Origin of the sequence: Halobacillus litoralis, assembly GCF_020171725.1 — a bacterium.
Classification (GTDB): domain Bacteria; phylum Bacillota; class Bacilli; order Bacillales; family Halobacillaceae; genus Halobacillus; species Halobacillus litoralis_F.
In genome coordinates, this window is sequence record NZ_JAIVAJ010000002.1 from 127,964 (window position 1) to 154,006 (window position 26,043).

Consider the following 26,043-nt stretch of genomic DNA (forward strand, 5'->3'; position numbering starts at 1 on the left):
TCTAATCGAATATTCGGTCGTGAGTATGTTCGCTCTCGACTATTTGTGCTTGTACAACCTCCAGAAACGGAGGAGAGACAGGCTCTTTCGTCTATTTTTCAAGTCTTGCAAAAGAAAAAAAGGTCTAGAGGCCCCTGTTTAAAAGGCTTTACTCCCCTATAAAAGAGAAAGGGTTCTATCTTTCTTATGATCGGCATAAGTTGGTGATAGAGACTGCATTAGATTATGGGGAGGGGACTATGCATTGCAAAATTCAGATAATGTGTTTTCTTTTTATTTAGATGAATCGGTATGGTTTAAGGAAGGACAGGGCGTTCGGGAGCTGATCGGTATTTCATTAGAACCCGAAATTGTGATTGAAGAGCGGGCGAATGAAGTCTGCTTGAAGGGAACGGTCAAACTGGATGGGGAGTATTTCGCCCAGGGGAAACAGGGTGACGATGAAGCACTACCGTTTACAGCGCGGGTAGTTGATTACGTTGAAGAGGGAGAAGCGGAAGATTACAGGTTCTCACACGCGTTTCCTGTTGAAGTGACCGTACCGCTTAACCGTGTTTCAAGCCTTGATGAAGTGTTTGTCGACATTGAAAGTTTCGATTATGAAATTCCAGCAACGAATCAACTCCGGCTTCATGCACAGTTGAATATTAACGGAATTGATCCGCAACCGGAGCAGACGGCTTCGAACGATAAAGGATTCGATCAGCAGGCGACCATCGGACCTGTCAATTACCCGGAGCCGAAAGCAGAGGAGCCTCCATTGTTTCCTGAGCGTGAGGCACCCGTTTTTCAGGTGGAACAGGAAGAAGAGAAGAAGGAAGAAGAAAGTGGACGCTGGCAATATAAGAAGTCACAGAGCTTATCGGAGTTTTTTGGTCATGAAGAAGAAAAAGAGGAGATCATTGAAGTCTCCTCTTCTGAGAGCGTAAGTATGGAAGAAAGCTCTTCTTCCCATCATGAGCCCTCCGTTTCAACGGAATCGTCTTCTTCAGAAACAAGTGAACAGGAAGCACCCTCTGGGATGGATGGCATCAAACAGATCTTCAAGCACCTATTCCCGAATCGTGAGGAATCGTACACTCAAATGAAGATGTATATCGCTCAGGATCAGGAAACATTCCAGTCGATTGCGGAGAAGTACGATGTATCCGTCAAGCAGTTAGAGCGCGTGAATGGAAATGAGGAAGACGTTTCACCTGGTCAGATCGTTTATATCCCTAACTAAATCCATTTGTATTTAAAGGCGACGAAAAGTCCGACAACGAGCCCAAGCAAGAAGATATCGAACGTGGTCGGCCAGAAAACCGTTCGGATAGCTTGGAAGACGAGTATCGGTAGAAGCCATAATTCAATGATATCAAGCCATGTGCGGCACCACCCTGGGAGACGGTAACGGTAGAAACGGCTCATATACATCCCTCCTGTCATGAAAAAAGTGCCCGTTTTTTTGAAAACAGTTGACTAATTCCTGCATTTCTATATACAATATGATATATATTGAATACACGTGAAATGCATGGATGGGGAAGAGTACGTTAACAACTCCTTCAGAGAGGAAAACACGATGGTGAGAGTTTTCCAGGAATCTTGTTGATGGAAGGTCGCCCCGGAAGCAGCTTCTTTGAACGAACAGTAGGAGAAGCCGGTTAGAAGCCGTTATGGATAATTGAGTGTACAGGTGTATCCTGTAAACAAAGGTGGTACCACGGAAAGCAATCCCTTTCGTCCTTTATGGATGAAGGGGATTTTTTATTTTTTATACAAAGAAAAGGAGGAAGATCGATATGAACCAAACAGATCTTTCGATGCCCACAAAGTACGATCCGCAATCTGTAGAGAACGATCGTTACCAGTACTGGGTAGATGGGAAATTTTTTGAAGCAACAGGTGATAAAAATAAAGAGCCATTCACCATTGTCATTCCACCGCCGAACGTGACAGGTAAACTGCACCTTGGCCACGCATGGGATACAACACTGCAGGACATCCTGACGCGTGTGAAGCGTATGCAGGGCTACGATGTGCTGTGGCTCCCTGGAATGGACCACGCAGGTATTGCAACGCAGGCGAAGGTGGATGCGAAGCTTCGTGAACAAGGCATCAACCGTCATGACCTTGGTCGTGAGAAATTCCTAGAGAAATCATGGGAATGGAAAGAGGAGTATGCGAAGTTCATCCGTGCTCAGTGGGAGAAAGTCGGTCTTGGTCTTGATTATTCGCGTGAACGCTTTACGCTCGATGAAGGGCTCTCTGAAGCTGTTAAAGAAGTGTTCGTCAAGCTTTATGAAAAAGGCTTGATCTACCGCGGCGAGTACATCATCAACTGGGACCCTCAGACGAAGACGGCGCTTTCTGATATCGAAGTCGAGTACAAAGATGTCCAAGGTGCGTTCTATCATATGCGTTACCCGCTGAAGGATGAGGAAGGTTCGATTGAAATCGCAACGACTCGTCCGGAGACGATGCTCGGGGACACGGCGATTGCTGTACACCCTGAAGATGACCGATACAAGCACTTGATCGGGAAGAAAGCCGTTCTTCCGATTGTAGGACGTGAAATCGAAATTGTCGCGGATGATTACGTAGATATGGAATTTGGTTCTGGTGCGGTTAAGATTACACCTGCACACGATCCGAATGACTTTGAAATCGGAAATCGTCACAACTTGGAGCGCGTTCTTGTCATGAATGAAGACGGCTCGATGAACGACAATGCGTTAGCCTATAAAGGTATGGATCGCTTCGAATGCCGCAAGCAGATTGTGAAGGATCTTCAAGAGCAGGGTGTTCTTTTCGAAATTGAAGAACACATGCACTCTGTCGGACACTCTGAGCGAAGCGGAGCGGTTGTGGAACCGTATCTGTCTACTCAATGGTTCGTAGATATGCAGCCACTGGCAGATGCTTCTGTTGAACTTCAAAAAGGCGACGATGCTGTTAAGTTCGTACCCGATCGTTTCGAGAAGCCGTACTTAAACTGGATGGAGAATACACGAGATTGGTGTATTTCAAGACAGCTTTGGTGGGGCCATCGCATTCCGGCTTGGTACCACAACGAGACAGGCGAGGTACACGTTGGAAAAGAAGCGCCTAAAGATCCTGAGAACTGGACACAGGATGAAGACGTACTCGATACGTGGTTCTCTTCTGCGCTATGGCCGTTCTCCACAATGGGCTGGCCGGATGAAAACAGTGAGGACTACAAGCGTTACTTCCCGACAGACGTTCTCGTAACAGGCTATGACATCATCGGTTTCTGGGTAAGCCGTATGATTTTCCAATCACTTGAATTCACAGGCGAGCGTCCATTCAACGACGTTCTCATTCACGGACTTGTTCGTGATGCGGATGGACGTAAGATGAGTAAATCACTTGGAAACGGTGTCGACCCGATGGATGTCATCGATAAGTACGGAGCGGACTCTCTTCGTTGGTTCCTATCGACAGGCTCATCACCAGGTCAAGACCTACGCTTCCACTGGGAGAAGGTTGAGTCCACTTGGAACTTTGCCAATAAGATCTGGAACGCATCCCGTTTTGCCCTTATGAATATGGGTGACTTGAAATTTGATGAAATCGATCTTTCTGGTGAGAAGTCCGTAGCCGATCAATGGATTCTGACACGCCTGAACCAGACGATCGAATCCGTTACGAACAATATTGACAAATATGAGTTCGGTGAAGCGGGACGTCACTTGTACAACTTCATCTGGGACGATTTCTGTGACTGGTATATCGAGATGGCGAAGCTTCCGCTATACGGTGAAGACGAAGCGCGTATTCATACGACTCGCTCTATCTTAGCTTATACACTAGACCAAATCATGCGCATGCTGCACCCGTTCATGCCGTTTATTACCGAGGAAATTTGGCAGCACCTTCCACACGAAGGAGAGTCCATCACGCAAGCGGCTTGGCCGACGGTTCGTGAAGAGTTCCACAACGAGCAGGCTGTAAATGAGATGGAGCGTCTTGTATCCATTATCCGTTCTGTACGTAACATCCGTGCAGAAGTGGATACACCGATGTCTAAAGAAATTCAGTTGATGATCCAGGCGAAAGACGAAGACGTCGTTAAAGAATTAGAGAAAAACCGTAACTACCTGGATCGTTTCTGTAACCCTAGTGAACTGACGATCGCAACGGACCTTCAAGCTCCAGAAAAAGCGATGTCTGCCGTTGTGACAGGTGCAGAGCTTTACCTTCCACTAGCAGGACTGATCAACATTGAAGACGAAGTCAAGCGTCTTGAAGAAGAGTGGAAGAAATGGGACAAAGAAGTCGACCGCGTTCAGAAGAAGCTGTCGAACGAGAAGTTTGTCAGCAAAGCTCCAGAAAAGGTAGTCGAAGAAGAACGTGCGAAAGAAACGGACTATCTTGAGAAACGAGCAAGTGTCGAAGCACGAATCAAAGAATTAAAAGCATAATTTATCGGGGAGGGTATTCGAAACGAATACTCTCCCTTTTTGAAAGAAGGGACCTATCTTGAATAACTACCAGGAAGCGCTGAAATGGATTCACAGCCGCGAAAAATTTAAAATCAAGCCGGGACTCGACCGGATGACTTGGATGATGGAGCACTTCGATCACCCGCAACGAACGTTCAAAGCGGTACATATCGCAGGAACGAACGGAAAAGGCTCAACCCTCTCTTTTTTGAGAGAGCTTCTGCAGGCACAGGGGCTGAGAGTCGGCACGTTCACTTCTCCCTATATCGTCCGCTTTAACGAGCGCATCAGTATAGATGGTGAGCCGATACCGGATGAAGACCTTGCTGCGCTCGTTGAAAAAATCAAACCGGTTGCGGAGAAATTGTCAGAAACACCTCTTGGTGCCCCGACAGAATTCGAAGTGATCACAGCCATGTCAATGCTGTACTTTAAAGAGCAGCCTGTCGACATCGTCATCTATGAAACCGGACTCGGAGGGCGCTACGACTCTACGAATGTTCTTTCGCCGATTTTGACAATCATAACGAACATCGGAAAAGATCATATGAATATCCTTGGATCGACGTTTGCGGAGATCGCCCGGGAAAAAGCCGGTATCATCAAGAAGGGAATTCCGGTCATTACGGGTGGGAAGCAGGAAGAATCCATCCGTGTCATCCGAGAGAAAGCGCAGATGGAAGAGGCCGATTTTTATTTGTTAGGGGATCATTTTCACGGTGTTCATAAGGAGAGTTCGAGTAAAGGGGAAGCGTTTGTCTTTTATAATGCGTCGTTTTCATCTGGAACCTATGTTAGTCCTATGATGGGCGCTCACCAAGTGGACAATGCATCCCTTGCGATTCAGGCGATGGAACTCTTGAACCAAGGAGGATTTTCCTTCCGCCGGGACCTTTATGACCAGGCAATATCCGCTACGCATTGGCCCGCAAGGTTTGAAAAGGTGAATGAAAAACCGCTTGTCGTCATTGACGGAGCGCACAATGAAGAAGGCACGCAGGCTCTTGTTGAAACCGTCAAGCAGCATTTTGCAAACCGGAAGGTGACGCTTCTCTACTCAGCTCTTGAAGATAAACCTGTGGAGCGGATGCTTGAGATGCTGGGCGGAGTCGTGGATGAAGCGTATATGACTTCCTTTGACTTCCCGCGTGCATTATCAGCGGAAGCGCTGAAGCGGCTGTCACCGATTCCGGAAACAAAAGCAGTAGACGCTTATGAAACTGCTTTAGAAACGGCGCTCTCTCATGTAGAGGCCGACGGTGTTCTTCTTGTGACAGGGTCATTGTACTTTATTTCGGAAATAAGGAAAAATTTTGAATGATAAGTAAATTTATGATAAGATGTTAAATGTCTGAATTTTTTATCAAAATAGTTATTTAGAAGGAAGAGGGGTTGGAGAATGGGCCGGAAGAGAAAAATCGCTGTCTGGTTAGTCTGGTTGTTCGTCTGGCCTTCCAGTCTTTATGCCCTATTTTATTTCTCGGAGCCTGTTGCGCTCGGAGATGTGAACGATATCATCGCGTTTGCTGTTTTAGCTTCCATCGTGGCTTTATTCCCACTCCAGATCGGGGATAATCCCGTATTTTTCACACATGGGATTACGTTTGCCGTGTTCTTATATTATGGACTGGCAGTAGAAGTGGTCGTGTCTCAGATCGCATTATTATTCTTATTACTTAAACTGAGGGTTGGAAAAGCGAATCATTATCGCTATCCAATCAATTTTCTCATGTTCTTGATGATTTCGGCTAGTTCTGCCTTCGTTTATTATGCATTGGGTGGTGTCCACGGACCTGAAGGCGTGGCATCTGCAGATAATGCGGTCCCAGTCGTTGGCTATGTACTCTTTCAAGTCATTTTCAACCAACTCTCTATTAAGTTCATCGCTAAGTTTTTGTACCGCCGGAGTATCAAGCTGTTTGATCTCGGGTTTTTTTGGGATGTTTCAACAGGGCTGCTCGTCATGCCTGTCGGGTTCCTTCTCTACATGGTGTACACAGAATTTGACCTCAGCGCGGTCTTTTTTGTTGGCTTCCCGTTCATTCTCATATCAGGAATGCTGATGCTTTACCACAACAGCAACCTCGTCAACGGTTATTTGAAGCGGACGAGCCGGATTGGACATGAGTTAACGGGGAACCTTGGGGCGAAGGATGTGCTCGACTTGTTCGTAGAGCGACTCACCCAGCTGCTACCACTTGATTACGTCTACATATTCGATGTGAAATCGGATCAAGAGATGGCTCTCATTCGATATTTCGACCGATCGGAAAAGACGTATTTCCCTGATATTGCGCTTCACAAAGGGGAGAGCATCAGCGGGAATACGTGGAAGGAAGGGAAGAGCTTCAATTACCGGAAAAAGAGTGAGTGGGCACACTTGAAGAACAAGTACACTCCAAATGGAGCGGAAAGCGCCCTGTCTGTCCCGATTGAACGGAAGAATGAAATTGTCGGCGTCATCACGATCTACTCGAACCAAAAGTTTGCCTTTCAACAATTCCAGTTTATGATCCTGAATATATTAGGGAACTACTTAGCCGTTGCAATCGACAATGCGAGACACTATGAACGGACGAAAGAACAGAGTGAACGCTGTCCGCTGACAGGGCTTTATAATTTCCGGTACTTCCAGGATAAGCTTTATGAGTGGTTCGGGAATTATGAAGCAGGAACCCGTTCAGGTCCCATTTCCTTGATTCTTCTCGACCTGGATCATTTCAAATCGGTCAACGACAAGTATGGTCATGAAAGTGGGAATGAAGTGCTATGCGAATTTGCGGGACGATTGGAAAGCCTCGTCGGTGATCAAGGCGTCGTTGCCCGTTACGGTGGTGAAGAATTTGCCGTTCTGCTTCCGGGTTATACGGATGCGGAAGCGTTCGAAACAGCCGAAAACATTCGCTTGGAGATAGCAGGTAAAGTTTTTAGGAGTTATCATCATATTTTGGAAAGGAATGGCCCTGTGGATGTATCGATATCTGCCTCGATCGGTGTGGCAACGTACCCGCACGATTGTGAAGAGCCTCTTGAACTGATTCGTCATGCAGACCGTGCGATGTATGTGGGGGCGAAGCAGAAAGGGCGTAATCGTGTTGCGCGATATGAGAGTTTGAAAAAAGCAGCGGAGTCGTTATGACTCGGCTGCTTTTTTATGGTTTGGAACAACTACCACCTTCTTGAATATTAAACTTACCAATAATGTGTTCTCTTCCTACTATAGAACCTTCTGTGCAAATTGATCCCCTGCTCCAACTATACCCTGCAGCTTCTTCAAAAATAATATTACCTTTGGAACTAATTGAACTACTGTTTCCCATATTCATCTCTTTGCTAAAAGTAATATTTCCTTCGCTATAGATTTCGGAATTTCCTAGTTCGACAATATCGTTAAACTGTATATTCCCATTGGACTGTAGTTCAGAATTATTAAAACCAGCTTCTTTTTGAAACACAGTACTATTTTCACTGAGTAAGGAGGACCCGCCAATTTGCGCATTATCGTAAAAATTCAAATTCCCTTTAGAAAACAAATTGTTCTGGTTGAACTCTTTTATTTCTTCAAACGAAATATTCTTCTCACTATTAATTTCAGAATTCCCCATTTTGAGGTCCTTCATGAAAATGATGCTTCCTTTCGAAGTAAGGGTATTTTGGTACAGTTCTCCACCTCCATTTAATTTTATATTTCCTTCACTCTGCAAAGTAGAGTTACCACCATAGGTTTTTTTCTCAAATATCATGTCATTCCCAGCTGACAATGAACTATTATTGTAGAAACTGCTCACGCCCAGGAAGTTGAGATCTGTGCTGCTTGTAAGGTTCGATTTTGTCATTTCAAAGTTTTCACCAAAGAATAGTTTCTCTGCTTCTAATAGTGAATTGTTGTACATTGAAAAATCATTATTGAAAAACCCGTACCCTATTACCGATAATTGGTTATTATTGCTAAGTTCTACAATACCATCTGACCTGACACTTCCAGTTGAGGAGATAGAAGCGCTATTACTAAGGGAAACCTTATTTTTAAAATAGGTATTGTGAAGTGACATTTTTCCGTTTCCGTAAAGGTTCACATTATTTGATATATGAGAATTTCCGCTAACATTTAAATGGGAAGAGTTACCGAATTGCACTTTGTTTTCCTGATACAAATTCCCCTTAACATTAACTTCTGCAAAATCCCAACCAGTAGGATTGATGAACATGGAGTAGTGGCTCCACAGTGATTTGTTATAATTCGTTACTTTGCATTTGGTTCCATAAGGTGCGATATCTTCCTTTTTGTTCAATTTGATATTTTCATCAAATTCACATTTATTCTTGTCGCCGTTTGGATGATCTAAGATAAATTCACCATCATCAAATCGATTATCCAATATTGATAAAAACTCACTCTGCAAAGTGAAGATATCTGGATTATCAGGTTGAGGTGGATCAGTTTCGTCATCTTCGTTTGAATCATCTGGAATCTCGACATTAACATTTTCACTGCGGTTGTTTATGACAGTAGAAGTTTTATAGGTTTGGTCTTGTTCGCCCGCTCTGTTAGCGGCTGTAGCCAGTTTGATATAAATTGGATTTTCTGCAGTAGTGATACAGTTATCACCAGATAAGTTCGAAGACGAATTGATATCCAGCTCTGAGGGGGAACTAGATGAATTATTCAGGTTTTCAATGTATAATTCACTTATAGTCATATTTTCCTTAGTCAATAAGTTGTCATACAGCAAAGGCTCTTGATTATCGTCGTCCATTGTCAAAGTGTGTCGATCAACTAGACAAATCTTCATGTTTTGCTGGGTGACCTCTTCCCGAATGATCGTCAAAATTGAGTTGGTCTGCTGTTTTAAGTCGATTTCGTCTTGAACGATTGAATTTGATTGAAAGGTTTGGGTAACGACACTGCCGGCAATTGTGGCAATAATCCCTACCAAGGCTAATGCAGCCAGTAACTCGACAAGGGTCAGACCCTTCTGATTAAAATAATTTTTCATAGGATAAACTCCTTATGACGTAGGTGAGTTGATGTAATGTTTCAGAACGAAAAAGGAATAACGTTAGTAGAAATCTTAGTTTCGATTGCATTAATAAGTATCGTAATCACGCTGTTTCTTTCTCTGTTTGGAGACTATATGCTTATGACAAAGCGGGTAGAAAACGAAGTCGATGGGATTAATCTAGCTGAAGAAGTCGCTTACTACATAGAAGTTTCCGACCTACAAGCTGAGTCATGTGAAGGTGGAAATATAGAGTTAGATCTTACATCTTCACTAGAAAACTATGAACCTTTTGGATTAGATGATTCAAACCAATTATATTACAGTTCCCCTCAGAATCAAACTTATTATCCTGTTGTCAGGCAGTTGTGTGAAGGGATAAAAGATGAAGAGTCAGACTCGGATCTAGTTCCCATTGAAGTGATCATTCAAAGGAAACTGGAGAGTGGCGAAATAGTAAATGTGACGGAAACTTTTCGTTACCTTAAAAGTGGGTGAGTCCATTACATGATAAAAAACCTTTCAAATGAACGTGGTGCAGCATTAGTCCTTGTCCTACTGGCGATTTTATTAGTCGCAATCTTTGGAACAGTGTTGACCTCGCAGATCATCTCGACAGGTGTACAAACGAATAAGTCTCAGGAACTGGTCCAAGCGGAGAGTTTGGCCGTTATGGGGCAGGAGTTAATCAACGAGGACGTTGAAAGAATCGTCAGTGAGGAACTTGATGTAGATGAAGTGTGGGGTGACCGGAATTATGAAAAGAATGTCACTGAATCCTCATCCTATATGATCTCCACGAGCGAATTTGAGGATTTGGATGATGGGGGGCGGAGGCTTCCTTATACTGTGACAGGGAGGTCTGGGAACACTGAAAAAGTTATAGAAGGCATCATTTCATTCTCCAGCGGTAGCAAAGATTGGATACAGGATATTCTTGATCAAAAACAAGTGATAGAGAGCACCTGTCCCTCAAACGGTCCTAGTGAATGTTATTACGAAGAATATCAATTCAAGAAAAACGACGGCCAAGATTATCGAGGTGATGTTTGGTTTGAAAGAGGAGTAGACGTTAAAGGTAGTAGGGATATAGAAATTGATGGTTTTTGGTTAGTCTCTTCAGGAAGTTTGCAGTTTAGCGGTAATAGCACTGTTCTCACTGTTAAGGGGGATGCTTATATTGGTGATGTCTCTCTTTCTTTAAGTGGTAATGGGAAAAAATCCCCTGAATTAATATTTGAAAAAGATGTATATTTTGCTGAACCCATAAATAGTTCAATTCTCCAACATGCAGGTATTTTCTGTGTGAAAGGAAAGACAAATTTGGAGGGTGCAAGGGCTTGTAATTAAGAGGTGAGATAATGACAGCTTACGTAATCAGTTTTTTAATCGGACTTTTACTTATTCTCGTATTTCTATCCACGTTCCAAACAGGCTATGACCGAAAGAGCACGATTCTATTAGTTGCGGGTGCTGTTGCAGCCGTTGCTTTGATCGTGATGGCTTCCTTCTCTTTTAACATTTGGATCACAGGACTTCTCGGCGTTGCTGTATTGTTTCTGCTATCCGTTTTACTGGTGCCGAGGCTTCAAACGACTGAGGACTTTGAAGAAGACTATGATCTGTATGAGGAGCTATCAGCAACTGAGCTGAAGAGTGAAGAGGAGCGGCTGGAAGAAGAACCTCGTATAGAGCAAGAGGAACAAACCCTTCCAGTCGTAGAAGATAATAACGAACAAACCGAAGAACCTGCTGAGGAGGAATCTACAGAAGAAGAGACTCTTCAAATTGAAGTCGATGATGAGAGAGAAGAAACACTTCACGAAGAAGCAACAGTTGACTCAACTGAATCAAGGGTCCAGTCTGACTGGGATGAGCTTGACTTCGAAGACGAATTGCTGGCTCACAGAAGGAAATCCTTTCAACCTGAGCCTCCTGAAAATAAAGAGGTAAAAGAGGAGAATCAACAGGAGCGGAACCTGGAGGAATTGATTGAATGGGGAGAAGAGCCTGATCAGTCCCAAACAGATGCTGCTCCTAAGGATGAAAAGGATTCAGTAGAGATCGACATGGATGATTACGAGATTCCTGAACTAGACCTGGAAGAAGATTCAGAGACACGGAGGTGAGGACGTGGAGCATGCAAAAGGATTAGGATTGCTTATCGGGATGACCGCATTTCTGCTTTTATTTACATACCTTGGACCGATGGGGTGGCAGATCGTTTCGAGTGAAGAAAAAGTTTATGGGGCGAATACAAGTGTTGCAGATGTCAGTCTTGAAGGCATGACGGAAAGCGAAGCGAAACAGGCTTTACTCGACCGAGTGTCCGAGTGGAAAAATGAACAAGAAGTTCTTCTGCAGTCTGGAGACGAAACGATAAAGATCTCAACGAATTATCTCGAGTTCCAAGTTGATGAAACGCTGGATCATATTCTGGAAGGGACGAATCAGGATTTTGTTGTCAGCACAGATGACAGCTACAAGTCTGACATCGAGGACCGCTGGAATACGGATTTGAAGGAACAGTTCAACTGGGAAGCATGGACGGATCAACTGACAGCTGAGGCGGCTGAGCTAATAGAAGAACCTCTCCAATACGCCGTTTATGACTATCTCCAGAGTGATGTAACGAGCCTTTATGAAACAATCGCTTCCTATGACATTCAAGTTGATGCTACTCCCGCATTAAGCGATCTCGTCTCTTCCCTTAGTGCCATGCCTGTAGAGGCACAAGAGGCGTTTTCTCTTATCGAGAGGGCAGATGAGCAGCCTGTTGCGATAGATGCAGAGAGCTTGAGTCTCGTCGCTACTGTGCTGTTCGGAGCAGTGCTTGAGACGAACTTCACGGTCCAGCAGCGTCACATCAGCCAGAGGCTTCCGGGGTACGCAGAACTCGGTAAGGAAGCCAGTGTGAAGCCAGACCAAAACGACGATTTTGTATTCTATAATCCGAATGGTTCTCATTATATGATCTCCCTTTCCATGGACGGATCCACTCTTTCGGCTGAGATCAGAGGGTATCCGCTTGTCGATCAATATGTAGCGTCTGTTGAAGACGTGCAGGAAGTAGAGCCGCGCACGATTGTGCAATACACGTCATTCGTTGATCCCGGTGCAGTAGAGCTGAAGCAGGAAGGAAAGCAGGGACAACGGGCGGTTGTTTATCGTGAATCGCGTGGGGAGGATGGCTTTACAGAGTTGATTGCAGAAGATTACTACCCACCACTGAACCGTGTGGAATGGCGCTACGGCGTTGAAGGGGAAGAGAATTCGGACCCTGCTGGTACAGGAGATACAGGAGGTACTGCTGGAGCTGGTGGTTCAACTGGAGAGACCGGAGATCCTGGTTCAGGCGGAACGGATGACGAAGACAGTTCCGATAACGGTGGTGACGATGAGGATGAAGAAGCAGAGGAAGTCGATCCTTCCAACCCGATTTGGGAAGGCGACGACACTGATAACGAGAAATAAGGGGATTTTTCTATGGCAGAACGTAAACGGCTTGGAGATATACTGAAAGACGCGGGCCTTGTCTCGGAAGAACAGATCAAAGAAACGTTGAACGTGAAAAAGTCAGACCAGAAGCTCGGGGATGCCCTCCTTGAGCGTGGATTGATCACGGAGCAGCAGTTGATTGAAGTCCTTGAATTTCAGCTTGGATTTCCTCATGTATCGCTGTACCGCTATCCGGTTGACACGTCGCTCTTAAGCATCGTATCTAAGGATTTCGCTACGCGGAACATGGTCATGCCGCTTAAGAAAGAAGAGAATCAGCTCACGCTCGCTATGAACGACCCGATGGATTACTACACGATCGATGACCTTCAAATTGCGACCGGCTTTCAAATTTCACCGGTCATCGCGACGAAAGATGAAATCATTCAGGCCATTAATAAATATTACAATTTGAAGGAATCAGAGGAAGCGGCGCCCGAGGTGGATGAAAGTGATCAAGCACCGGCCATCAAGTTGATGAACCAGATCCTGCAGACGGGTGTCCAGCTGAAAGCAAGTGATATCCATATTGATGCCCAGGAAACGAAAGTTCTGATCCGTTACCGGGTGGACGGTTTGCTGAGGACGGAGCGTACGGTGACCAAAAGTATGCAGAGTTCCCTCATAGCCCGCGTGAAAATTATGGCCAATTTGAACATTACAGAAACCCGCCTTCCGCAAGACGGGCGTATCAAAGCGAACATCAACTCAGTCCCGGTCGACCTGAGAATTTCTACGCTTCCTACGGTTTATGGGGAAAAAGTCGTAATCAGGATCCTCGATCTCGGAAGTGTGCTGAACCGCTTGTCGGAACTCGGTTTCAACAAAGTCAATTATCAACGCTATATGAAAATGATCGAACAGCCTTCCGGTATGGTCCTGATTACAGGTCCGACGGGTTCAGGTAAATCATCGACCTTGTATGCTTCCTTGAACCACCTGAATACCGATGATCAAAACATCATCACGATTGAGGACCCTGTTGAATACCAGATTGAGGGCATTAACCAAGTTCAAGTGAACAAGCAGACAGGGTTGACGTTCACTCATGGACTCCGTTCTGTTTTGCGTCAGGACCCTGACATTGTCATGGTCGGAGAAATTCGTGATTCAGAAACGGCGGAAATTGCCGTCCGTGCTTCCTTGACCGGACACCTCGTCTTTTCCACACTCCACACAAACGGTGCTGTGGCAACCATTCCGAGGCTGATCGATATGGACATTGAGCCTTATCTCGTCGTCTCAAGCTTATCGGGCATTGTCGCCCAGCGTCTTGTGAGGAAAATATGCCGTGATTGTAAGCGGAAAGTTGAGCCGACCGCGATGGAGCGTGAACAGTTTGAGAAACGCGGACTTTCCATCAACGAGATTTATTCTGGAAAAGGATGCGGGAACTGCCAATATACAGGGTATCGTGGAAGGCTTGCGATTCAAGAGGTGCTCGTCATGGATGATGAGATCCGTAAAATGATGATGAACAACTCTTCGATCTCTGAAATCCGCAACTATGTGTGGCGGAACGGCATGATTTTTCTGATCGATGATGGGTTGTTGAAAGTGAAGAAGGGATTGACGACGATCGAAGAAGTGATGCGTGTAGCGCTCGATGATTAGGAGGATGAGTAATGAAGGAACGTTTAGATCATTTATTAACGGCAGCTTTTAAACTAGGGGCGTCGGATATTCACATTACGGTCGGTGTCCCTCCGATCTTCAGGGTGCATGGCGAACTGAAGCAGTATGGAAAGGAAGTCATCAAGCCGAATGATACGGAGGAGATGGCAAAGTCGATTGTTCCGGAAACCCTTTGGAACCAACTGAAGGATCAGGGCGAGCTTGACTTTTCTTATGGTATTCCGGGAATTTCGAGATTCAGAGTCAATGCGTATCACCAAAGAAACTGCATATCTCTCGCTGTCCGCGTAGTGCCTAAGGGCATCCCGTCTCTTGAAGAATTACATATGCCGAGTGTGTTGACGGAAGTGGCACAGGCGCAGCAAGGGCTCGTTCTCGTCACAGGTCCGACCGGAAGCGGAAAAAGTACAACCCTCGCTTCGATGATCGACTATATGAACAAACATATGCGCCGCCACATCATTACGCTGGAGGACCCGATCGAATACCTGCACTCTCATGAGTACTGCATCATTGACCAAAGAGAAGTAGGTTTTGATACGAAAAATTTCTCAAATGGGCTAAGGGCATGCCTTCGTCAGGATCCAGATGTTATTTTAGTCGGAGAGATGCGGGACCTCGAAACGATTTCAACCGCGATTACGGCAGCGGAGACCGGTCACTTAGTGCTCGGGACGCTGCATACAACAGGCGCAGCACAGACGATCGACCGGATCATCGATGTGTTTCCAGCCGAGCAGCAGCCGCAAGTCCGGATTCAGCTCGCCAGTGTGTTAAGGTCTATTGTTTCACAGCGCCTATTCCAGACGAAGGACAAAAAAGGAAGACGTGCCGCTACTGAGATTCTGAGAAATACATCTGCGGTCAAAAACTTGATCCGTAATGAGAAGATCCATCAAATACAAAATGTGATCCAAACGGCTAAATCAGAAGGGATGCACACGCTCGAAATGTCCGTTAAACGGCTTCTTGAAGAAGGACACATTACGCAAGAAGCGGCAGAACCGTTCCTGAACGAAAGAGGGATGTAGATGGCCTACTTTAAGTACAAAGGCCGTGACCGACGTGGAAGGTTGAAGGAAGGACGCGTGAAGGCGGAAAGCCAGCGGGAAGCGGCTTTACTATTGCGGGAGGACGGCATTACGGCTTCCCAGCTTAAGCAGCTTGAGGGCATTCTTTATAAAGAAATCAACCTCGGTACCCCTGTGAAAAATAAGGATTTCGTTATTTACCTTCGTCAGTTCTCTACATTGATTGATGCCGGCATTTCCATTATCCAGGCGACCTATATCCTTCAGGAACAGACGACGAGCCGTGGACTGAAGAATACCCTCGCAGATGTCGCAGAGGACTTGGAGGCTGGGCATTCTTTTTCAGATGCCGCTGCTAAGCATAGAAAAGTGTTCCCAGTAATGTTTATCAATATGATGAGAGCTGGTGAAGCGGGAGGGAACCTCGATGAAATCCTTGACCGGATGGCCGCTTACTATGAAAAGCAGTATGAACTGAAGCAGAAAATCATGTCGGCTTTGTCTTATCCGATCGTAGTCGGACTGATTGCATTCGGGATCGTCATCTTTATGCTCAGCTTCGTTGTGCCGCGGTTCGCCAGTATGTTTCAGTCATTCGGAAGTGACATCCCTCCTTTCACGAAATTCGTGCTGGGGTTAGGAGGGTTTTTCGGTACGTACTGGTGGCTGTTCGTCATCGTTCCAGTTCTGCTTTATGGGATATACCGCTATAGTTTAACGAACGATACATTCGCCTATTACGTCGATTACACGAAGATGAGGATTCCGTTCTTCGGAACACTCGTACAGAAGGCGGCCTTGGCTCGTATGACCAGGACACTCAGTTCGTTATTCAACAGTTCAGTACCCGTTCTCGAAGCGGTACAGATCACCGAGCGGATCGTTGAGAACAAAGTGATCGAGCAGGAGCTCCAGAAATCGAGAGAATCACTCGAAAGCGGAGAGTCGATGACGATTCCTTTTCAAAACCACTGGGCGTTCCCGAGTCTTGTCACGCAGATGATCAGCGTCGGAGAGAAGACCGGGGCACTGGACCAAATGCTCAGTAAGGCGGCTGATTTTTATGAAAAGGACATCGATCATGCCACGGACCGGATCAAAACATTGATCGAGCCGATTATGATTGTCGTACTTGCGCTCATCGTCGGAGCCATTGTCATGGCGATTGCGGTGCCGATGTTCTCAATCTTTGAAAATATTCAATAGAAAGTATTAACATATAATTAGCATATTTTTACTAGCCAATAATATTATCCTATAGTATCATTTGTAATAGAACTTATGTAGTAGTTTTGGAAGCGATGATTAGTCATTTGTATGTGGGCACTTGAATGGCTGTGAGCGAGTAGTGCAACCGGCCGGAGAACGCACAAGAGCGTTTTCTGGCCTTTTTTATTCAAAATAGAAAAAAGGGGAGAAGGAAATGAGAGCATTGTTGAAGAAACGCTTCAAAAATGAAGATGGTTTCACGTTAGTTGAGTTGTTGGCGGTTATTGTGATTTTGGGGATTATTGCGGCGATTGCGGTTCCTAGTATTGGGAATGTAATTGAAAATAGTAGGGCTGATGCTCACATTTCTAATGCTCAAAGTATAGCTGAGGCAGCGAGGCTCTATGATGTAAGTGATGTTAATAGTCAAAATACAGACGCAGTAACTCTGAAGACTCTTATCGATGAGGGGTTCATCGATTCAATAAACCCTCCTGGTGATGACGCCAGCTATAATACAACAAGCACAACTGTTGATTTAGACGGAACACCTGCAGAGGGTAGTGATCCAGCTGTTGAAGGTCCGATTGTCGTATTAACAGACCCGGATGGAAATGAATATTTCAACGGAAATCCTAATACTTCTGACAGAAGCAGTGTAACGTTAGACCCAACTCCAGCTTCAACTGAATAAACTTTCATTCAATCTTATATAAAAAAGAAACATCTCTCCTAGAGAGGTGTTTCTTTTTCATAACAATCAGTAAGGAGACCATTCACATGACACTATTCCTCACCCTATATTTCTTCATCCTCGGCACCATCCTCGGTTCCTTCTATAATGTCGTCGGCCTCCGCCTTCCGAAGGGCGATCTGTTCAAAGAAAGCCGCTCCCACTGTCCGAATTGTCATCACACCTTACAGTGGTACGAGCTCGTACCGATTGTTTCGTTCCTGCTTCAAAAAGGGCGCTGTCGAAATTGTAAAAAGAAGATCTCTTCCGTGTATCCCATCATGGAAGCGCTAAGCGGTATGACGTTTGCTTTAAGCTTTTACCTATTCGGATTCCAGGTGGAACTGGTACTTGCTTTGCTTTTAATGTCCTTGTTTCATATGATCGTAGTAGCCGATTTTGCCTATATGGTCATTCCGGATCGTCTGCTTCTTTTTTTCTTGCCTTTGTTCATTGTATACCGAGTCATCGATCCGCTTGATCCGTGGTGGGCCTCTCTTATCGGCGGTGCGGTCGGGTTGTTTCTGACAGCTGCCATCATCTTGCTCAGTAAAGGTGGGATGGGGGGAGGTGATATGAAGCTGTTCGGGCTCATAGGCTTTGTCCTCGGGTGGAAACTGTTGCTTGTCACGTACTTCCTGTCGACGCTGATTGGGGCGATGGTCAGCTGGGGGCTGCTTGCTGCTGGGGTCATCGAGCGGAAGAAGCCGATTCCATTCGGGCCGTTCATTGTACTTGGGGCGAGTTTTGCCTTCTTTTCTGGTAGAATAATAATAGATTGGTACTTACAAACTTTCTTCTAATGTGGAGGGCTTCGTGTGTTTGGATGGAAAAAGGATAGACGCGTACATATTGTTATCAAAGATCATACCCTTCGTTATATCGTCTCTCCTCCGAACGACCCGGCACGGATTGAGTCCTATGGTGAAGAGTTTTTACCAGGAGATATGGTTCAGGACGGAAGGGTGCAGAACCTGAGACGTTTTGAGATGGTGCTTGAAGATATCGTGTCGAAGCATCGTCTGAAGAATCTGCCGCTCTATTTTTGTGTGCCGGATTCTTCGGTGATTTTACGACATATATCTGTACCGAGTGATATTGAGGACGAGGCGATCAAAGGATACTTGTATCAGCAGCTCGGCGAATCGCTGCATTTACCTTTTGAGCAGCCGGTATTTGATTTTGTGAAGCTGAGTGACGATAAAAGGGAAAAGGAGATTTTTCTTGTCGCTTATCCTCAAGAAAAAATAGCCGAGATGGAAGAGAGCCTTTCGGTTGCCCAGTTCAAGCCGAAGTCAGCGGACCTGTCGTCTTTATCGGTGTACAGGGTGTATGAGAAGCTGACCTTCACAACAGAGGGCGAGCACTTGCTCCTTGTCGAGTGGAATGTGGACGGCATCTCAGTGACGGCTTTTCACGAGGGCGTTCCTCAATTTTCGAGACAGATGAAAACGACCCTTTCGAAGCAGGACTGGAAAATGTTCACGGCCGATGGGGAAAGTCATCTGCACTGGACAGGCGATCTTCAGGATATGGAGGCTTACGTGACCGATCAGCTCGGTGAACTGAGCCGGATTTTGAACTTTTATCAGTTTTCCGTTACGAAGGGACAGGCTGCGATTACGAGAATCATCCTGTCTGGAGATTGGGCGTATTTCGAAGACTTACAGAACCGGTTATCACAACGAGTCGATATCCCGGTAGATACGATTTCATTAGAGCTGCTGCATCTGTCTCTGCCGGACCGGTACACAGATGCGGTCGGATTAATCTATAAGAACTAGGCGTGATACAGCTTGAGCGGTGTGGGTGCTCAAGTTTATCTATAGCTAGCTGCAGGAGTGATGGTTTTGGTCATTGATATTAATCTTTTGGAAGAAAAAGAACAATCGAACCGCCTCCCTGTGCTCATCATTGGTGCAGGGGTCATCCTCCTGTGTCTCGTTTTAGCTGTATTTTATTGGCAGAAACGCGACCTGACGCAAGAGCAGCAGCTGTTGAACGAGGAAATCCAGTCCATTCAGGCCGAGCAGGCTGAGTTTCAGCAGACCGCCGTCGATGCTGAGCAGGAACAGCGTCAGCAGCTTGCGGAAGCTGTCGACCGGATGGAAAACAGGGTGTTTCCGACTGTAGCGCTTGTGGAAAAAATGATCGCTCTTCTTCCGGAACGAGGCTATTTTCAGTCTTATTCCTTTGAGGACAGTGGTGTAATGGACATCCAGGTGCGGTTTGACTCGCTTCAAGAAGTGGCAGCTTATACGAATACACTCTCAGAGCGAAATTATATCGGCACCGTGGAAGTCGGCAATATTTTAACAGAAGAAGTCGATGAAAGCTTGAATCAGTTTGAATATCGTCCGAGATACATAGCGAATTATACCGTGATGGTGCAGAAGCAGGCGTTTCGTGAGGAGGTGGCTCCGGATGCGGATTGAGTGGAACCGTAACCAGTTGTACATTCTGATCGGGACCATTATCGTCCTCCTGGTCAGCCTATTCCTTCTCTACCGGTTTTGGATTGCACCAGAGCGGACGGAGTTAGAGGGGCTTGAAGAGCAAATCATCACCGAAACCGAGCGCTTACAGGCGCTGGAGTCTCAGCGGGAAGACGAAGGGGAGCCGATTACACTTGCCACGTCCCGTGAACTGCAAAGCAGGCTTCCGGTTTTGAAGGCACCCGATCAAATGCTGTTAGCGCTTGAAAGAGCAGAATCGGCTTCGAACAGTTTTATAGAAAGTATTGCGATAAGCTCAGCAGAAGGTCTTTCAGAGGATGAGGAATCGACACCTGATTTTGATCTTGAAGGAGAAACGGGTGAGGGTGAAGTGCCGGAGGTGGATGAGAACCTTCCAGCGGGTGTTTCCTCGATTACATTCGACATGTCGGTTGCCTCTCAGGATTTTGTCGATTTAATGGCCTTCTTACGTGAGGTCACGAACAGCTCAAGAATCGTCAGCATCGACTCCGTCAGTTTCAATGACGACCGGATCATCGAAGGGGACCTGACGTATTTCTTCTATTTTGTGACGTTATCCGCCTATTACTATCCGGGCTTGAACGAACTAGTGGATGAAATGCCGGAGTATCACTATGATAGTGAGTCGAATAAGCAGAACCCCTTTCCGTATGGAGACGGGGAGACGAATTTAGAAAGTGATGAGTCGACAGAGGAAGAAGCACCCGTTCAGGAAGAGTCTTCCCCGCAGGAGAGTATCGCTGCAACCTACAGCGAGCATGTAGTGGGGGAGGACGAAACCCTTTACCGGATCATCTACGAATTTTACGGAAGATATAATGAAACGTTGGCCGAGCAGGTGAGACAGGCGAACAATAAGTCCTCCGACACGGTCTTTGAAGGGGAAACCATTCTCCTTCCATTGTAAAAAACTTGTCGAAACACTCGTGACAAATTTCAGCGTTCTTTTTATTTCCGCTGTGATAGGGTTGGTACAAACCTGGCGGGAGTGATAGAGAATGAATTCCAAAAATAAGATCTCCATCTCATTCAGAGACAAAGTGAAGAATCAAGAAGGACCATTCAGACAGGCAAAAGATGAACAAGCTGCTTCAGCCGAACCGGAGTCCGGGGATGACGAACGATACCACAAACCGAAGATTTATTCTCTTCCAGTGAAGAAAAAGAACCGCAGATCCCGTTCGCTGGTCAAGCCGATCTTAATTTCGAGCATTTCGGCGCTCGTCATCAGTCTCGGGCTCGGATTTGTTTTACTGCGGATGTTCGTCTCGATTACAGATGACACAGCTGTAGGACAAGCAGGAAATGCGTCCCCTGCTGCGACGCAGGACACGGCTGGTTCAGCTACGATTGGTACTTCAACCGTTGAAGGATATGTCGTTCAAGCAGGCGTCTTTTCGACCGAGGAAAAGGCGAATGAATGGAAGATGAAGTTGACGGCATCTGCTTTTTCGTCTGTTGTATGGCAGAGGGATGGACAGTACTATTTGTTCGTGGGGAGCGGTTCCTCTGAAGCTGAGGCTGAACAAGTGGCGGATCAGCTGAAGTCAGGTGGCTTTGATACGTATGTGAAGCCGTGGACGGTTTTGACGGAAAAAACAGAACTCGAAGCTGCAGAGGCTGAGGTGGCCGATCAGATGAGCCAATATGTGGACCAGCATTCATTCACGAGCTTCAGCGAAGAAGGGCGCCAGCAGTACATCGTAGCGCTGGAAAAAAGCTCGCCTGACTCCCCGTTCCTCGAAGCATTTCGTAACTGGGAATCTTCAGACCGCCAGCACTTGAACTGGCTGCGCGCTGCGAAAGCGATGGAAGAAACTATGAAATAGGCTTTTTTATAGAGGAAAAGGCGGAGAAAAGGCTCGAATCACGGGTCTTTTCTTCTTTTTTTACCCATCGCGACTGTTGGAAAATTGAAATTTGCATAATCCATAAAGGCGATGAATTACGGTACACTATAAGATACCTCACATTGAAAAGGAAGGGATACAATGAGAACGCTCGTATTGGGATCAAACTCACCTAGAAGAAAAGAATTATTGAAGAAAGCAGGCTACACCTTCACGGTTCGTGCATCCAATGTCGATGAGACGCTGCCGGATGGAATATCGCCTGAGCAAGCGGTGCTCATGCTGGCTGAGCGGAAAAGTGATGCCATAGGATTAAAAGAAGGGGAAGTCCTTCTCACTTCGGACACCGTCGTCGCGAAAGGACATTCGATTCTTGGGAAGCCTGCTGATGTGAAGGAAGCTGAAACGTACCTGCGCTTGTTAAGTGGTGATCACCATGAGGTATGGACAGCTGTGACACTGAGGAGCCTGGAAAAGACGGAGAGCTTTGCTGTTCAAACTTCCGTCAAATTCTTTCCACTGGATGATTCTGAAATAGCCGCCTATATTGAAAGCGGTGAGACATGGGACAAGGCGGGAGGATACGGCATTCAGGGAAAGGGTGCCCTTTTTGTAGAAGAGATTCATGGGGACTATTACAGCGTAGTCGGCCTTCCTTTGTCACGTGTCGTACGGGCGCTGAGAGCGTTTGATGTGTCGCCTTCCTGAGTGGATGTGAGGAATCTAAAGCAGGAGAGGAAGCGAACAGATTGACCGACACAAGTGTAATGCTGAGAGACGTTCCAAAGGAGGAGCGTCCGCGGGAGAGGCTGCTCGAATCAGGAGCCAAGAACCTCTCGAATCAGGAGCTGCTCGCCATTTTACTCGGAAGTGGGACGAGGCAGGAATCCGTCACGGACCTCGCCCAGCGTTTATTGATTCACTTTGAAGGGCTTGTCCTTTTGAAAGGGGCAACCATCGAAGAACTTACCTCGATCAGAGGGATCGGATCAGCGAAAGCTGTACAGATTCTGGCTGCCATTGAGGTGGGCAAGCGGATGCATCAGATGAGACCCGCTGAACGTTACATGATCCGCAGTCCGGAAGACGGAGCTGACTTCGTCATGGAGGAGATGCGGGATTTGAACCAGGAACACTTCATCTGCCTTTTCCTCAACACCAAGAACCAAGTCCTCCACAGACAGACGGTCTTCATCGGTAGTCTGAATGCCTCAATCGTCCATCCACGTGAAGTATTTAAAGAAGCGGTGAAGCGTTCTGCTGCTTCCATCATCTGTGCACACAACCACCCATCCGGAGACCCCAGTCCGTCACAGGAGGACATTCAAGTGACGAGAAGACTTCAGGAATGTGGCAAAATGATCGGCATTGAAGTGCTCGATCATTTGGTGATCGGCGACCGGAAGTTCGTGTCATTGAAGGAAAAAGGGTACCTGTAATCTTGAACACAGGTGAGAATCTTCCTAGGGGACGAGGAACCCCTTTGTAGTCGAATGTTCCTGAAATGCAGAGAGAATCAAAAAAATGGGGACAGGAGCCGTGTAACACTATCTATTTTTCTCGTTTTTTCGTATAATTAAATAAAAGGAATTCGAAAGCGCCATCTATAGAATTCTATACATGGCGCTTCTTCTAGTCCAAATTGTAACGTAAGGTTTGACCCGAATGAGTAATACGGGCGATTAGAAAGGAAGATATTATTGGGTCTATTTGGGTTTTCACAAGACTTAGGAATTGATCTTGGCACAGCGAATACATTAGTGTTTTTAAAAAATAAAGGGGTCATCGTACGCGAGCCTTCCGTTGTAGCGAAAAATACACAGACGAATGAAATCGAAGCTGTAGGAAACGAAGCGAGAAATATGATTGGTCGTACCCCGGGATACATATCTGTCATCCGACCTATGAAGGATGGCGTCATTGCGGATTATGATACGACAGCGCAGATGATGAAGTATTACATCAAAAAGGCATTGAAGAATCGTTCTTCTTTTGCGAGTAAACCGAACGTCATGGTATGTGTACCGTCCGGCATCACGATGGTGGAAGAGCGTGCCGTACTCGATGCGACGAAGCAGGCCGGGGCGAAAGATGCGTACCCGATTGCAGAGCCGTTTGCAGCTGCGATCGGCGCGGGCCTCCCGGTATGGGAACCGACAGGAAGTATGGTCGTCGATATCGGTGGTGGAACGACGGAAGTCGCCATCATCTCCTTAGGCGGGATTGTGACCAGCCAGTCGATCCGCGTGGCAGGCGACGAAATGGACGATGCGATCATCCAGCATGTCCGCAAGCGTTATAACCTTATGATCGGTGAGCGTACGGCGGAAGAAATAAAAGTTGAGCTCGGAGGAGCAGGAAATAACAACGGCGGTGAAGAAATGGATATTCGAGGGCGTGATCTGCTTTCCGGATTACCGAAGACGATTACGATCCAGTCCGATGAAATCATCGGAGCGTTGAAAGATACCGTCGATACCATTATCGATACCGTGAAGAATACATTGGAAAAAACACCACCGGAGCTTTCCGCAGACATTATGGAGCGTGGAATTGTTCTGACAGGCGGAGGCGCCTTACTACGAAACCTGGACACAGTCATCAGTGAAGAAACCAACATGCCCGTTTTCATTGCCGATGAGCCGCTTGATTGTGTGGCGATCGGAACAGGGAAATCCTTAGAATACATCCAACACTTCCGTTCACAGCCGAACGTGGCGTCGCGGGCGAAAATGGATTAGGTTGATTCGGAATGCCTTCTTTATTTCGTAGAAAACGCCTGATGGTTGTATTAATTGGTTTCATTGTCCTGGTGGCATTGATCGGTTTCTCAATCCGCGACCGGGACGCTCTCAGTACCCCTGAGAAATTTCTGCAGGATACCGTCGGCTGGATGCAGACGATTTTTCAAAAGCCTGTCAGCTTTGTCGACACGACAGTTGGAAACATTCAGGATATGTTCATGGTCTATGAGCAGAACCAAGTGTTGAAGTCCCGCCTTTCTGAATACAAAGGCGTAATCGAAGAGAATCAGCGTCTTGATCGTGAAAACGAAGAGTTAAGACAAACGCTCGAGAAAACAGAAGCGTTAAGTGACTATTCGCCTATTCAGGCTACCGTCATTGCCAGAAGCTCAGAACGTTGGTTCCAGCAAATGACGATCAATAAGGGTGAAGAGCACGGCGTTGAGAAGGATATGGCCGTGATGACGAGCGACGGTCTTGTTGGAAAAGTGAAGTCCGCCGGCGCGTTCCACTCTACCATTCAATTGTTAAGTGGGTTCGACCGTTCGAATAAAATCTCATCCTGGATCGTCCGAGAAGATGAAAGTGAAGCATTCGGTTTGATTGAAGGCTATGATGATGAATCCGGACGTCTGCTCCTTGAAGGCATCAAGCTCGATGAAGTTGTCGAAAAAGGGGACACAGTCCTATCGTCAGGACTTGGCGGCGTATTCCCGAGCAACCTGCGGATCGGGACGGTAGAAGAGGTCGTCAATGACCAGTTCGGGCTGACGAAAACGGCTTATGTAGAGCCTTTTGCCGATCTATTCGATATCAATCATGTCATTGTCGTAGACCGCACGGCGGAATCGATTGAAGAAGACTCCGTGATGGACGGTGAGGGTTGATGAAAAAATACATCATCGCTCTATTCTGTCTGCTTCTGCTCGTCATGCAAGGGATGGCGATGGGGTGGCTTCCGAAGGGGCTCGTTTATTCAGACGTGTTGATTACCCCGCACTGGGTGTTGGTGTTTCTTTTCCTCGTCGCCATCTTTTATGACCGTGAACACACATACTCAGCCGTTTGGTTCGGTCTGTTATTCGGACTTCTCATTGACGTCGTGTACACAGGAGTACTAGGTGTCTATATGGTCACGTATGCGCTTGTGGCGTATGCGATCCATGGATTGAACCGCTGGCTGCACAGTACATTCATCGGGGCGTCTGTGCTTACGATCATCGGCATAGCGCTTGCCGATACGAGTTTATATATCATTTATTCATTTGTTCAGATAACAGATATGACGTGGGCGGACTACGCGACGCTCAGGCTGCTGCCGACACTCGCAGCGAATATGATCGTCTTCGTCATTCTTTTTCCATTGATAAAGGAACGCTTGTCGATCTGGTCTGAGGAGTTAATGAATACGTAGGACC

The 26,043-nt window shown here is 46.3% G+C and carries 24 protein-coding genes, 1 riboswitch and 1 other annotated feature; of the genes, 22 read left to right on the plus strand and 2 right to left on the minus strand.

Annotated features, from left to right (window positions below; translation table 11 throughout):
- Positions 1–262: 262 nt before the first annotated feature.
- The gene (gene spoVID / locus LCM20_RS04885) at positions 263–1,225 is read left to right on the plus strand and encodes a stage VI sporulation protein D (RefSeq protein ID WP_225194311.1); all 963 of its coding nucleotides are present in this window, start codon (positions 263–265) and stop codon (positions 1,223–1,225) included.
- Here the strand turns inward: spoVID and LCM20_RS04890 are convergent.
- Positions 1,222–1,410: a hypothetical protein gene (locus LCM20_RS04890; RefSeq protein ID WP_225194312.1), complete on the minus strand. Its 189-nt coding sequence runs from the start codon at positions 1,408–1,410 to the stop codon at positions 1,222–1,224. The genes spoVID and LCM20_RS04890 overlap by 4 nt on opposite strands.
- Before the next feature lie 98 nt (positions 1,411–1,508).
- Positions 1,509–1,733, plus strand: a binding site (T-box leader).
- Between the two features lie 51 nt (positions 1,734–1,784).
- Here LCM20_RS04890 and LCM20_RS04895 point away from each other — a divergent pair.
- From LCM20_RS04895 to LCM20_RS04905, 3 genes are all read left to right on the plus strand, one after another.
- Positions 1,785–4,427: a valine--tRNA ligase gene (locus LCM20_RS04895; protein ID WP_225194313.1), complete on the plus strand. Its 2,643-nt coding sequence runs from the start codon at positions 1,785–1,787 to the stop codon at positions 4,425–4,427.
- Positions 4,428–4,485: 58 nt separating this feature from the next.
- On the plus strand, positions 4,486–5,769 hold the full coding sequence (locus tag LCM20_RS04900; protein WP_225194314.1) for a bifunctional folylpolyglutamate synthase/dihydrofolate synthase: 1,284 nt from the start codon (positions 4,486–4,488) through the stop codon (positions 5,767–5,769).
- A gap of 78 nt (positions 5,770–5,847) precedes the next feature.
- Positions 5,848–7,587, plus strand: coding sequence for a sensor domain-containing diguanylate cyclase (locus tag LCM20_RS04905; protein WP_225194315.1), 1,740 nt, complete (start codon positions 5,848–5,850; stop codon positions 7,585–7,587).
- A 13-nt stretch (positions 7,588–7,600) separates the two neighbouring features.
- Here the strand turns inward: LCM20_RS04905 and LCM20_RS04910 are convergent, their stop codons facing one another.
- Positions 7,601–9,445, minus strand: a complete 1,845-nt coding sequence (locus LCM20_RS04910; RefSeq protein WP_225194316.1) for a prepilin-type N-terminal cleavage/methylation domain-containing protein — start codon at positions 9,443–9,445, stop codon at positions 7,601–7,603.
- Positions 9,446–9,481: 36 nt separating this feature from the next.
- On the opposite strand from LCM20_RS04910, the gene LCM20_RS04915 reads away from it, so the two are divergent.
- The 18 genes from LCM20_RS04915 to mreD all read left to right on the plus strand — a co-directional run bounded on the left by LCM20_RS04915 (position 9,482) and on the right by mreD (position 26,039).
- Positions 9,482–9,946 carry a type II secretion system protein gene (locus LCM20_RS04915; RefSeq protein WP_225194317.1) on the plus strand — a complete coding sequence of 155 codons (465 nt, stop codon included), beginning with the start codon at positions 9,482–9,484 and terminating at the stop codon, positions 9,944–9,946.
- A gap of 9 nt (positions 9,947–9,955) precedes the next feature.
- A complete protein-coding gene (locus LCM20_RS04920) occupies positions 9,956–10,798 on the plus strand; it encodes a hypothetical protein (protein WP_225194318.1) in 843 nt (280 codons plus the stop codon).
- Between the two features lie 11 nt (positions 10,799–10,809).
- Positions 10,810–11,577: a hypothetical protein gene (locus tag LCM20_RS04925; protein ID WP_225194319.1), complete on the plus strand. Its 768-nt coding sequence runs from the start codon at positions 10,810–10,812 to the stop codon at positions 11,575–11,577.
- A 4-nt stretch (positions 11,578–11,581) separates the two neighbouring features.
- Positions 11,582–12,922: a VanW family protein gene (locus LCM20_RS20180; protein WP_225194320.1), complete on the plus strand. Its 1,341-nt coding sequence runs from the start codon at positions 11,582–11,584 to the stop codon at positions 12,920–12,922.
- Positions 12,923–12,934: 12 nt separating this feature from the next.
- Complete coding sequence (locus tag LCM20_RS04935) at positions 12,935–14,560, plus strand: GspE/PulE family protein (RefSeq protein WP_225194321.1); 1,626 nt, start codon at positions 12,935–12,937, stop codon at positions 14,558–14,560.
- A gap of 11 nt (positions 14,561–14,571) precedes the next feature.
- Complete coding sequence (locus tag LCM20_RS04940; protein WP_225194322.1) at positions 14,572–15,612, plus strand: type IV pilus twitching motility protein PilT; 1,041 nt, start codon at positions 14,572–14,574, stop codon at positions 15,610–15,612.
- Positions 15,613–16,818: a type II secretion system F family protein gene (locus LCM20_RS04945; protein ID WP_225194323.1), complete on the plus strand. Its 1,206-nt coding sequence runs from the start codon at positions 15,613–15,615 to the stop codon at positions 16,816–16,818. It abuts the gene before it with no gap.
- A 79-nt stretch (positions 16,819–16,897) separates the two neighbouring features.
- Positions 16,898–16,980, plus strand: a riboswitch (cyclic di-GMP riboswitch).
- Between the two features lie 55 nt (positions 16,981–17,035).
- Positions 17,036–17,515, plus strand: coding sequence for a competence type IV pilus major pilin ComGC (locus LCM20_RS04950; RefSeq protein WP_225194324.1), 480 nt, complete (start codon positions 17,036–17,038; stop codon positions 17,513–17,515).
- Between the two features lie 86 nt (positions 17,516–17,601).
- The gene (locus LCM20_RS04955; protein WP_225194325.1) at positions 17,602–18,357 is read left to right on the plus strand and encodes a prepilin peptidase; all 756 of its coding nucleotides are present in this window, start codon (positions 17,602–17,604) and stop codon (positions 18,355–18,357) included.
- 15 nt (positions 18,358–18,372) lie between these two features.
- Positions 18,373–19,338, plus strand: coding sequence for a type IV pilus biogenesis protein PilM (gene pilM, locus LCM20_RS04960; protein WP_225194326.1), 966 nt, complete (start codon positions 18,373–18,375; stop codon positions 19,336–19,338).
- Between the two features lie 66 nt (positions 19,339–19,404).
- On the plus strand, positions 19,405–19,989 hold the full coding sequence (locus tag LCM20_RS04965; RefSeq protein ID WP_225194327.1) for a PilN domain-containing protein: 585 nt from the start codon (positions 19,405–19,407) through the stop codon (positions 19,987–19,989).
- Positions 19,979–20,938 (plus strand): LysM peptidoglycan-binding domain-containing protein, encoded by a 960-nt coding sequence (locus LCM20_RS04970; RefSeq protein ID WP_225194328.1) that lies wholly within the window; start codon positions 19,979–19,981, stop codon positions 20,936–20,938. The genes LCM20_RS04965 and LCM20_RS04970 overlap by 11 nt, the downstream gene beginning before the upstream one ends.
- Positions 20,939–21,029: 91 nt before the next feature.
- Positions 21,030–21,860, plus strand: a complete 831-nt coding sequence (locus tag LCM20_RS04975) for an SPOR domain-containing protein (RefSeq protein ID WP_225194329.1) — start codon at positions 21,030–21,032, stop codon at positions 21,858–21,860.
- A gap of 162 nt (positions 21,861–22,022) precedes the next feature.
- Entirely contained in the window at positions 22,023–22,589 is a 567-nt protein-coding gene (locus LCM20_RS04980) for a Maf family protein (protein WP_225194330.1), read from the plus strand.
- Positions 22,590–22,648: 59 nt separating this feature from the next.
- Entirely contained in the window at positions 22,649–23,320 is a 672-nt protein-coding gene (radC, locus tag LCM20_RS04985; RefSeq protein ID WP_225194798.1) for a RadC family protein, read from the plus strand.
- 261 nt (positions 23,321–23,581) lie between these two features.
- Positions 23,582–24,622 (plus strand): rod shape-determining protein, encoded by a 1,041-nt coding sequence (locus LCM20_RS04990; protein WP_263621944.1) that lies wholly within the window; start codon positions 23,582–23,584, stop codon positions 24,620–24,622.
- A gap of 11 nt (positions 24,623–24,633) precedes the next feature.
- On the plus strand, positions 24,634–25,512 hold the full coding sequence (mreC, locus tag LCM20_RS04995; protein ID WP_225194331.1) for a rod shape-determining protein MreC: 879 nt from the start codon (positions 24,634–24,636) through the stop codon (positions 25,510–25,512).
- On the plus strand, positions 25,512–26,039 hold the full coding sequence (mreD, locus tag LCM20_RS05000) for a rod shape-determining protein MreD (RefSeq protein ID WP_225194332.1): 528 nt from the start codon (positions 25,512–25,514) through the stop codon (positions 26,037–26,039). Before mreC ends, mreD begins: the two co-directional genes overlap by 1 nt.
- Positions 26,040–26,043 lie beyond the last annotated feature (4 nt).

Bases quoted from the DNA above. Each gene is read 5' to 3' on its own strand.
- LCM20_RS04890 (WP_225194312.1), bottom strand. From the start codon at position 1,410: ATGAGCCGTTTCTACCGTTACCGTCTCCCAGGGTGGTGCCGCACATGG.
- LCM20_RS04895 (WP_225194313.1), top strand. From the start codon at position 1,785: ATGAACCAAACAGATCTTTCGATGCCCACAAAGTACGATCCGCAATCT.
- LCM20_RS04905 (WP_225194315.1), top strand. From the start codon at position 5,848: ATGGGCCGGAAGAGAAAAATCGCTGTCTGGTTAGTCTGGTTGTTCGTC.
- LCM20_RS04910 (WP_225194316.1), bottom strand. From the start codon at position 9,445: ATGAAAAATTATTTTAATCAGAAGGGTCTGACCCTTGTCGAGTTACTG.
- LCM20_RS04915 (WP_225194317.1), top strand. From the start codon at position 9,482: ATGTTTCAGAACGAAAAAGGAATAACGTTAGTAGAAATCTTAGTTTCG.
- LCM20_RS04920 (WP_225194318.1), top strand. From the start codon at position 9,956: ATGATAAAAAACCTTTCAAATGAACGTGGTGCAGCATTAGTCCTTGTC.
- LCM20_RS04925 (WP_225194319.1), top strand. From the start codon at position 10,810: ATGACAGCTTACGTAATCAGTTTTTTAATCGGACTTTTACTTATTCTC.
- LCM20_RS04935 (WP_225194321.1), top strand. From the start codon at position 12,935: ATGGCAGAACGTAAACGGCTTGGAGATATACTGAAAGACGCGGGCCTT.
- LCM20_RS04940 (WP_225194322.1), top strand. From the start codon at position 14,572: ATGAAGGAACGTTTAGATCATTTATTAACGGCAGCTTTTAAACTAGGG.
- LCM20_RS04945 (WP_225194323.1), top strand. From the start codon at position 15,613: ATGGCCTACTTTAAGTACAAAGGCCGTGACCGACGTGGAAGGTTGAAG.
- LCM20_RS04950 (WP_225194324.1), top strand. From the start codon at position 17,036: ATGAGAGCATTGTTGAAGAAACGCTTCAAAAATGAAGATGGTTTCACG.
- LCM20_RS04955 (WP_225194325.1), top strand. From the start codon at position 17,602: ATGACACTATTCCTCACCCTATATTTCTTCATCCTCGGCACCATCCTC.
- LCM20_RS04970 (WP_225194328.1), top strand. From the start codon at position 19,979: ATGCGGATTGAGTGGAACCGTAACCAGTTGTACATTCTGATCGGGACC.
- LCM20_RS04975 (WP_225194329.1), top strand. From the start codon at position 21,030: ATGAATTCCAAAAATAAGATCTCCATCTCATTCAGAGACAAAGTGAAG.
- LCM20_RS04980 (WP_225194330.1), top strand. From the start codon at position 22,023: ATGAGAACGCTCGTATTGGGATCAAACTCACCTAGAAGAAAAGAATTA.
- radC (WP_225194798.1), top strand. From the start codon at position 22,649: ATGCTGAGAGACGTTCCAAAGGAGGAGCGTCCGCGGGAGAGGCTGCTC.
- mreC (WP_225194331.1), top strand. From the start codon at position 24,634: ATGCCTTCTTTATTTCGTAGAAAACGCCTGATGGTTGTATTAATTGGT.
- mreD (WP_225194332.1), top strand. From the start codon at position 25,512: ATGAAAAAATACATCATCGCTCTATTCTGTCTGCTTCTGCTCGTCATG.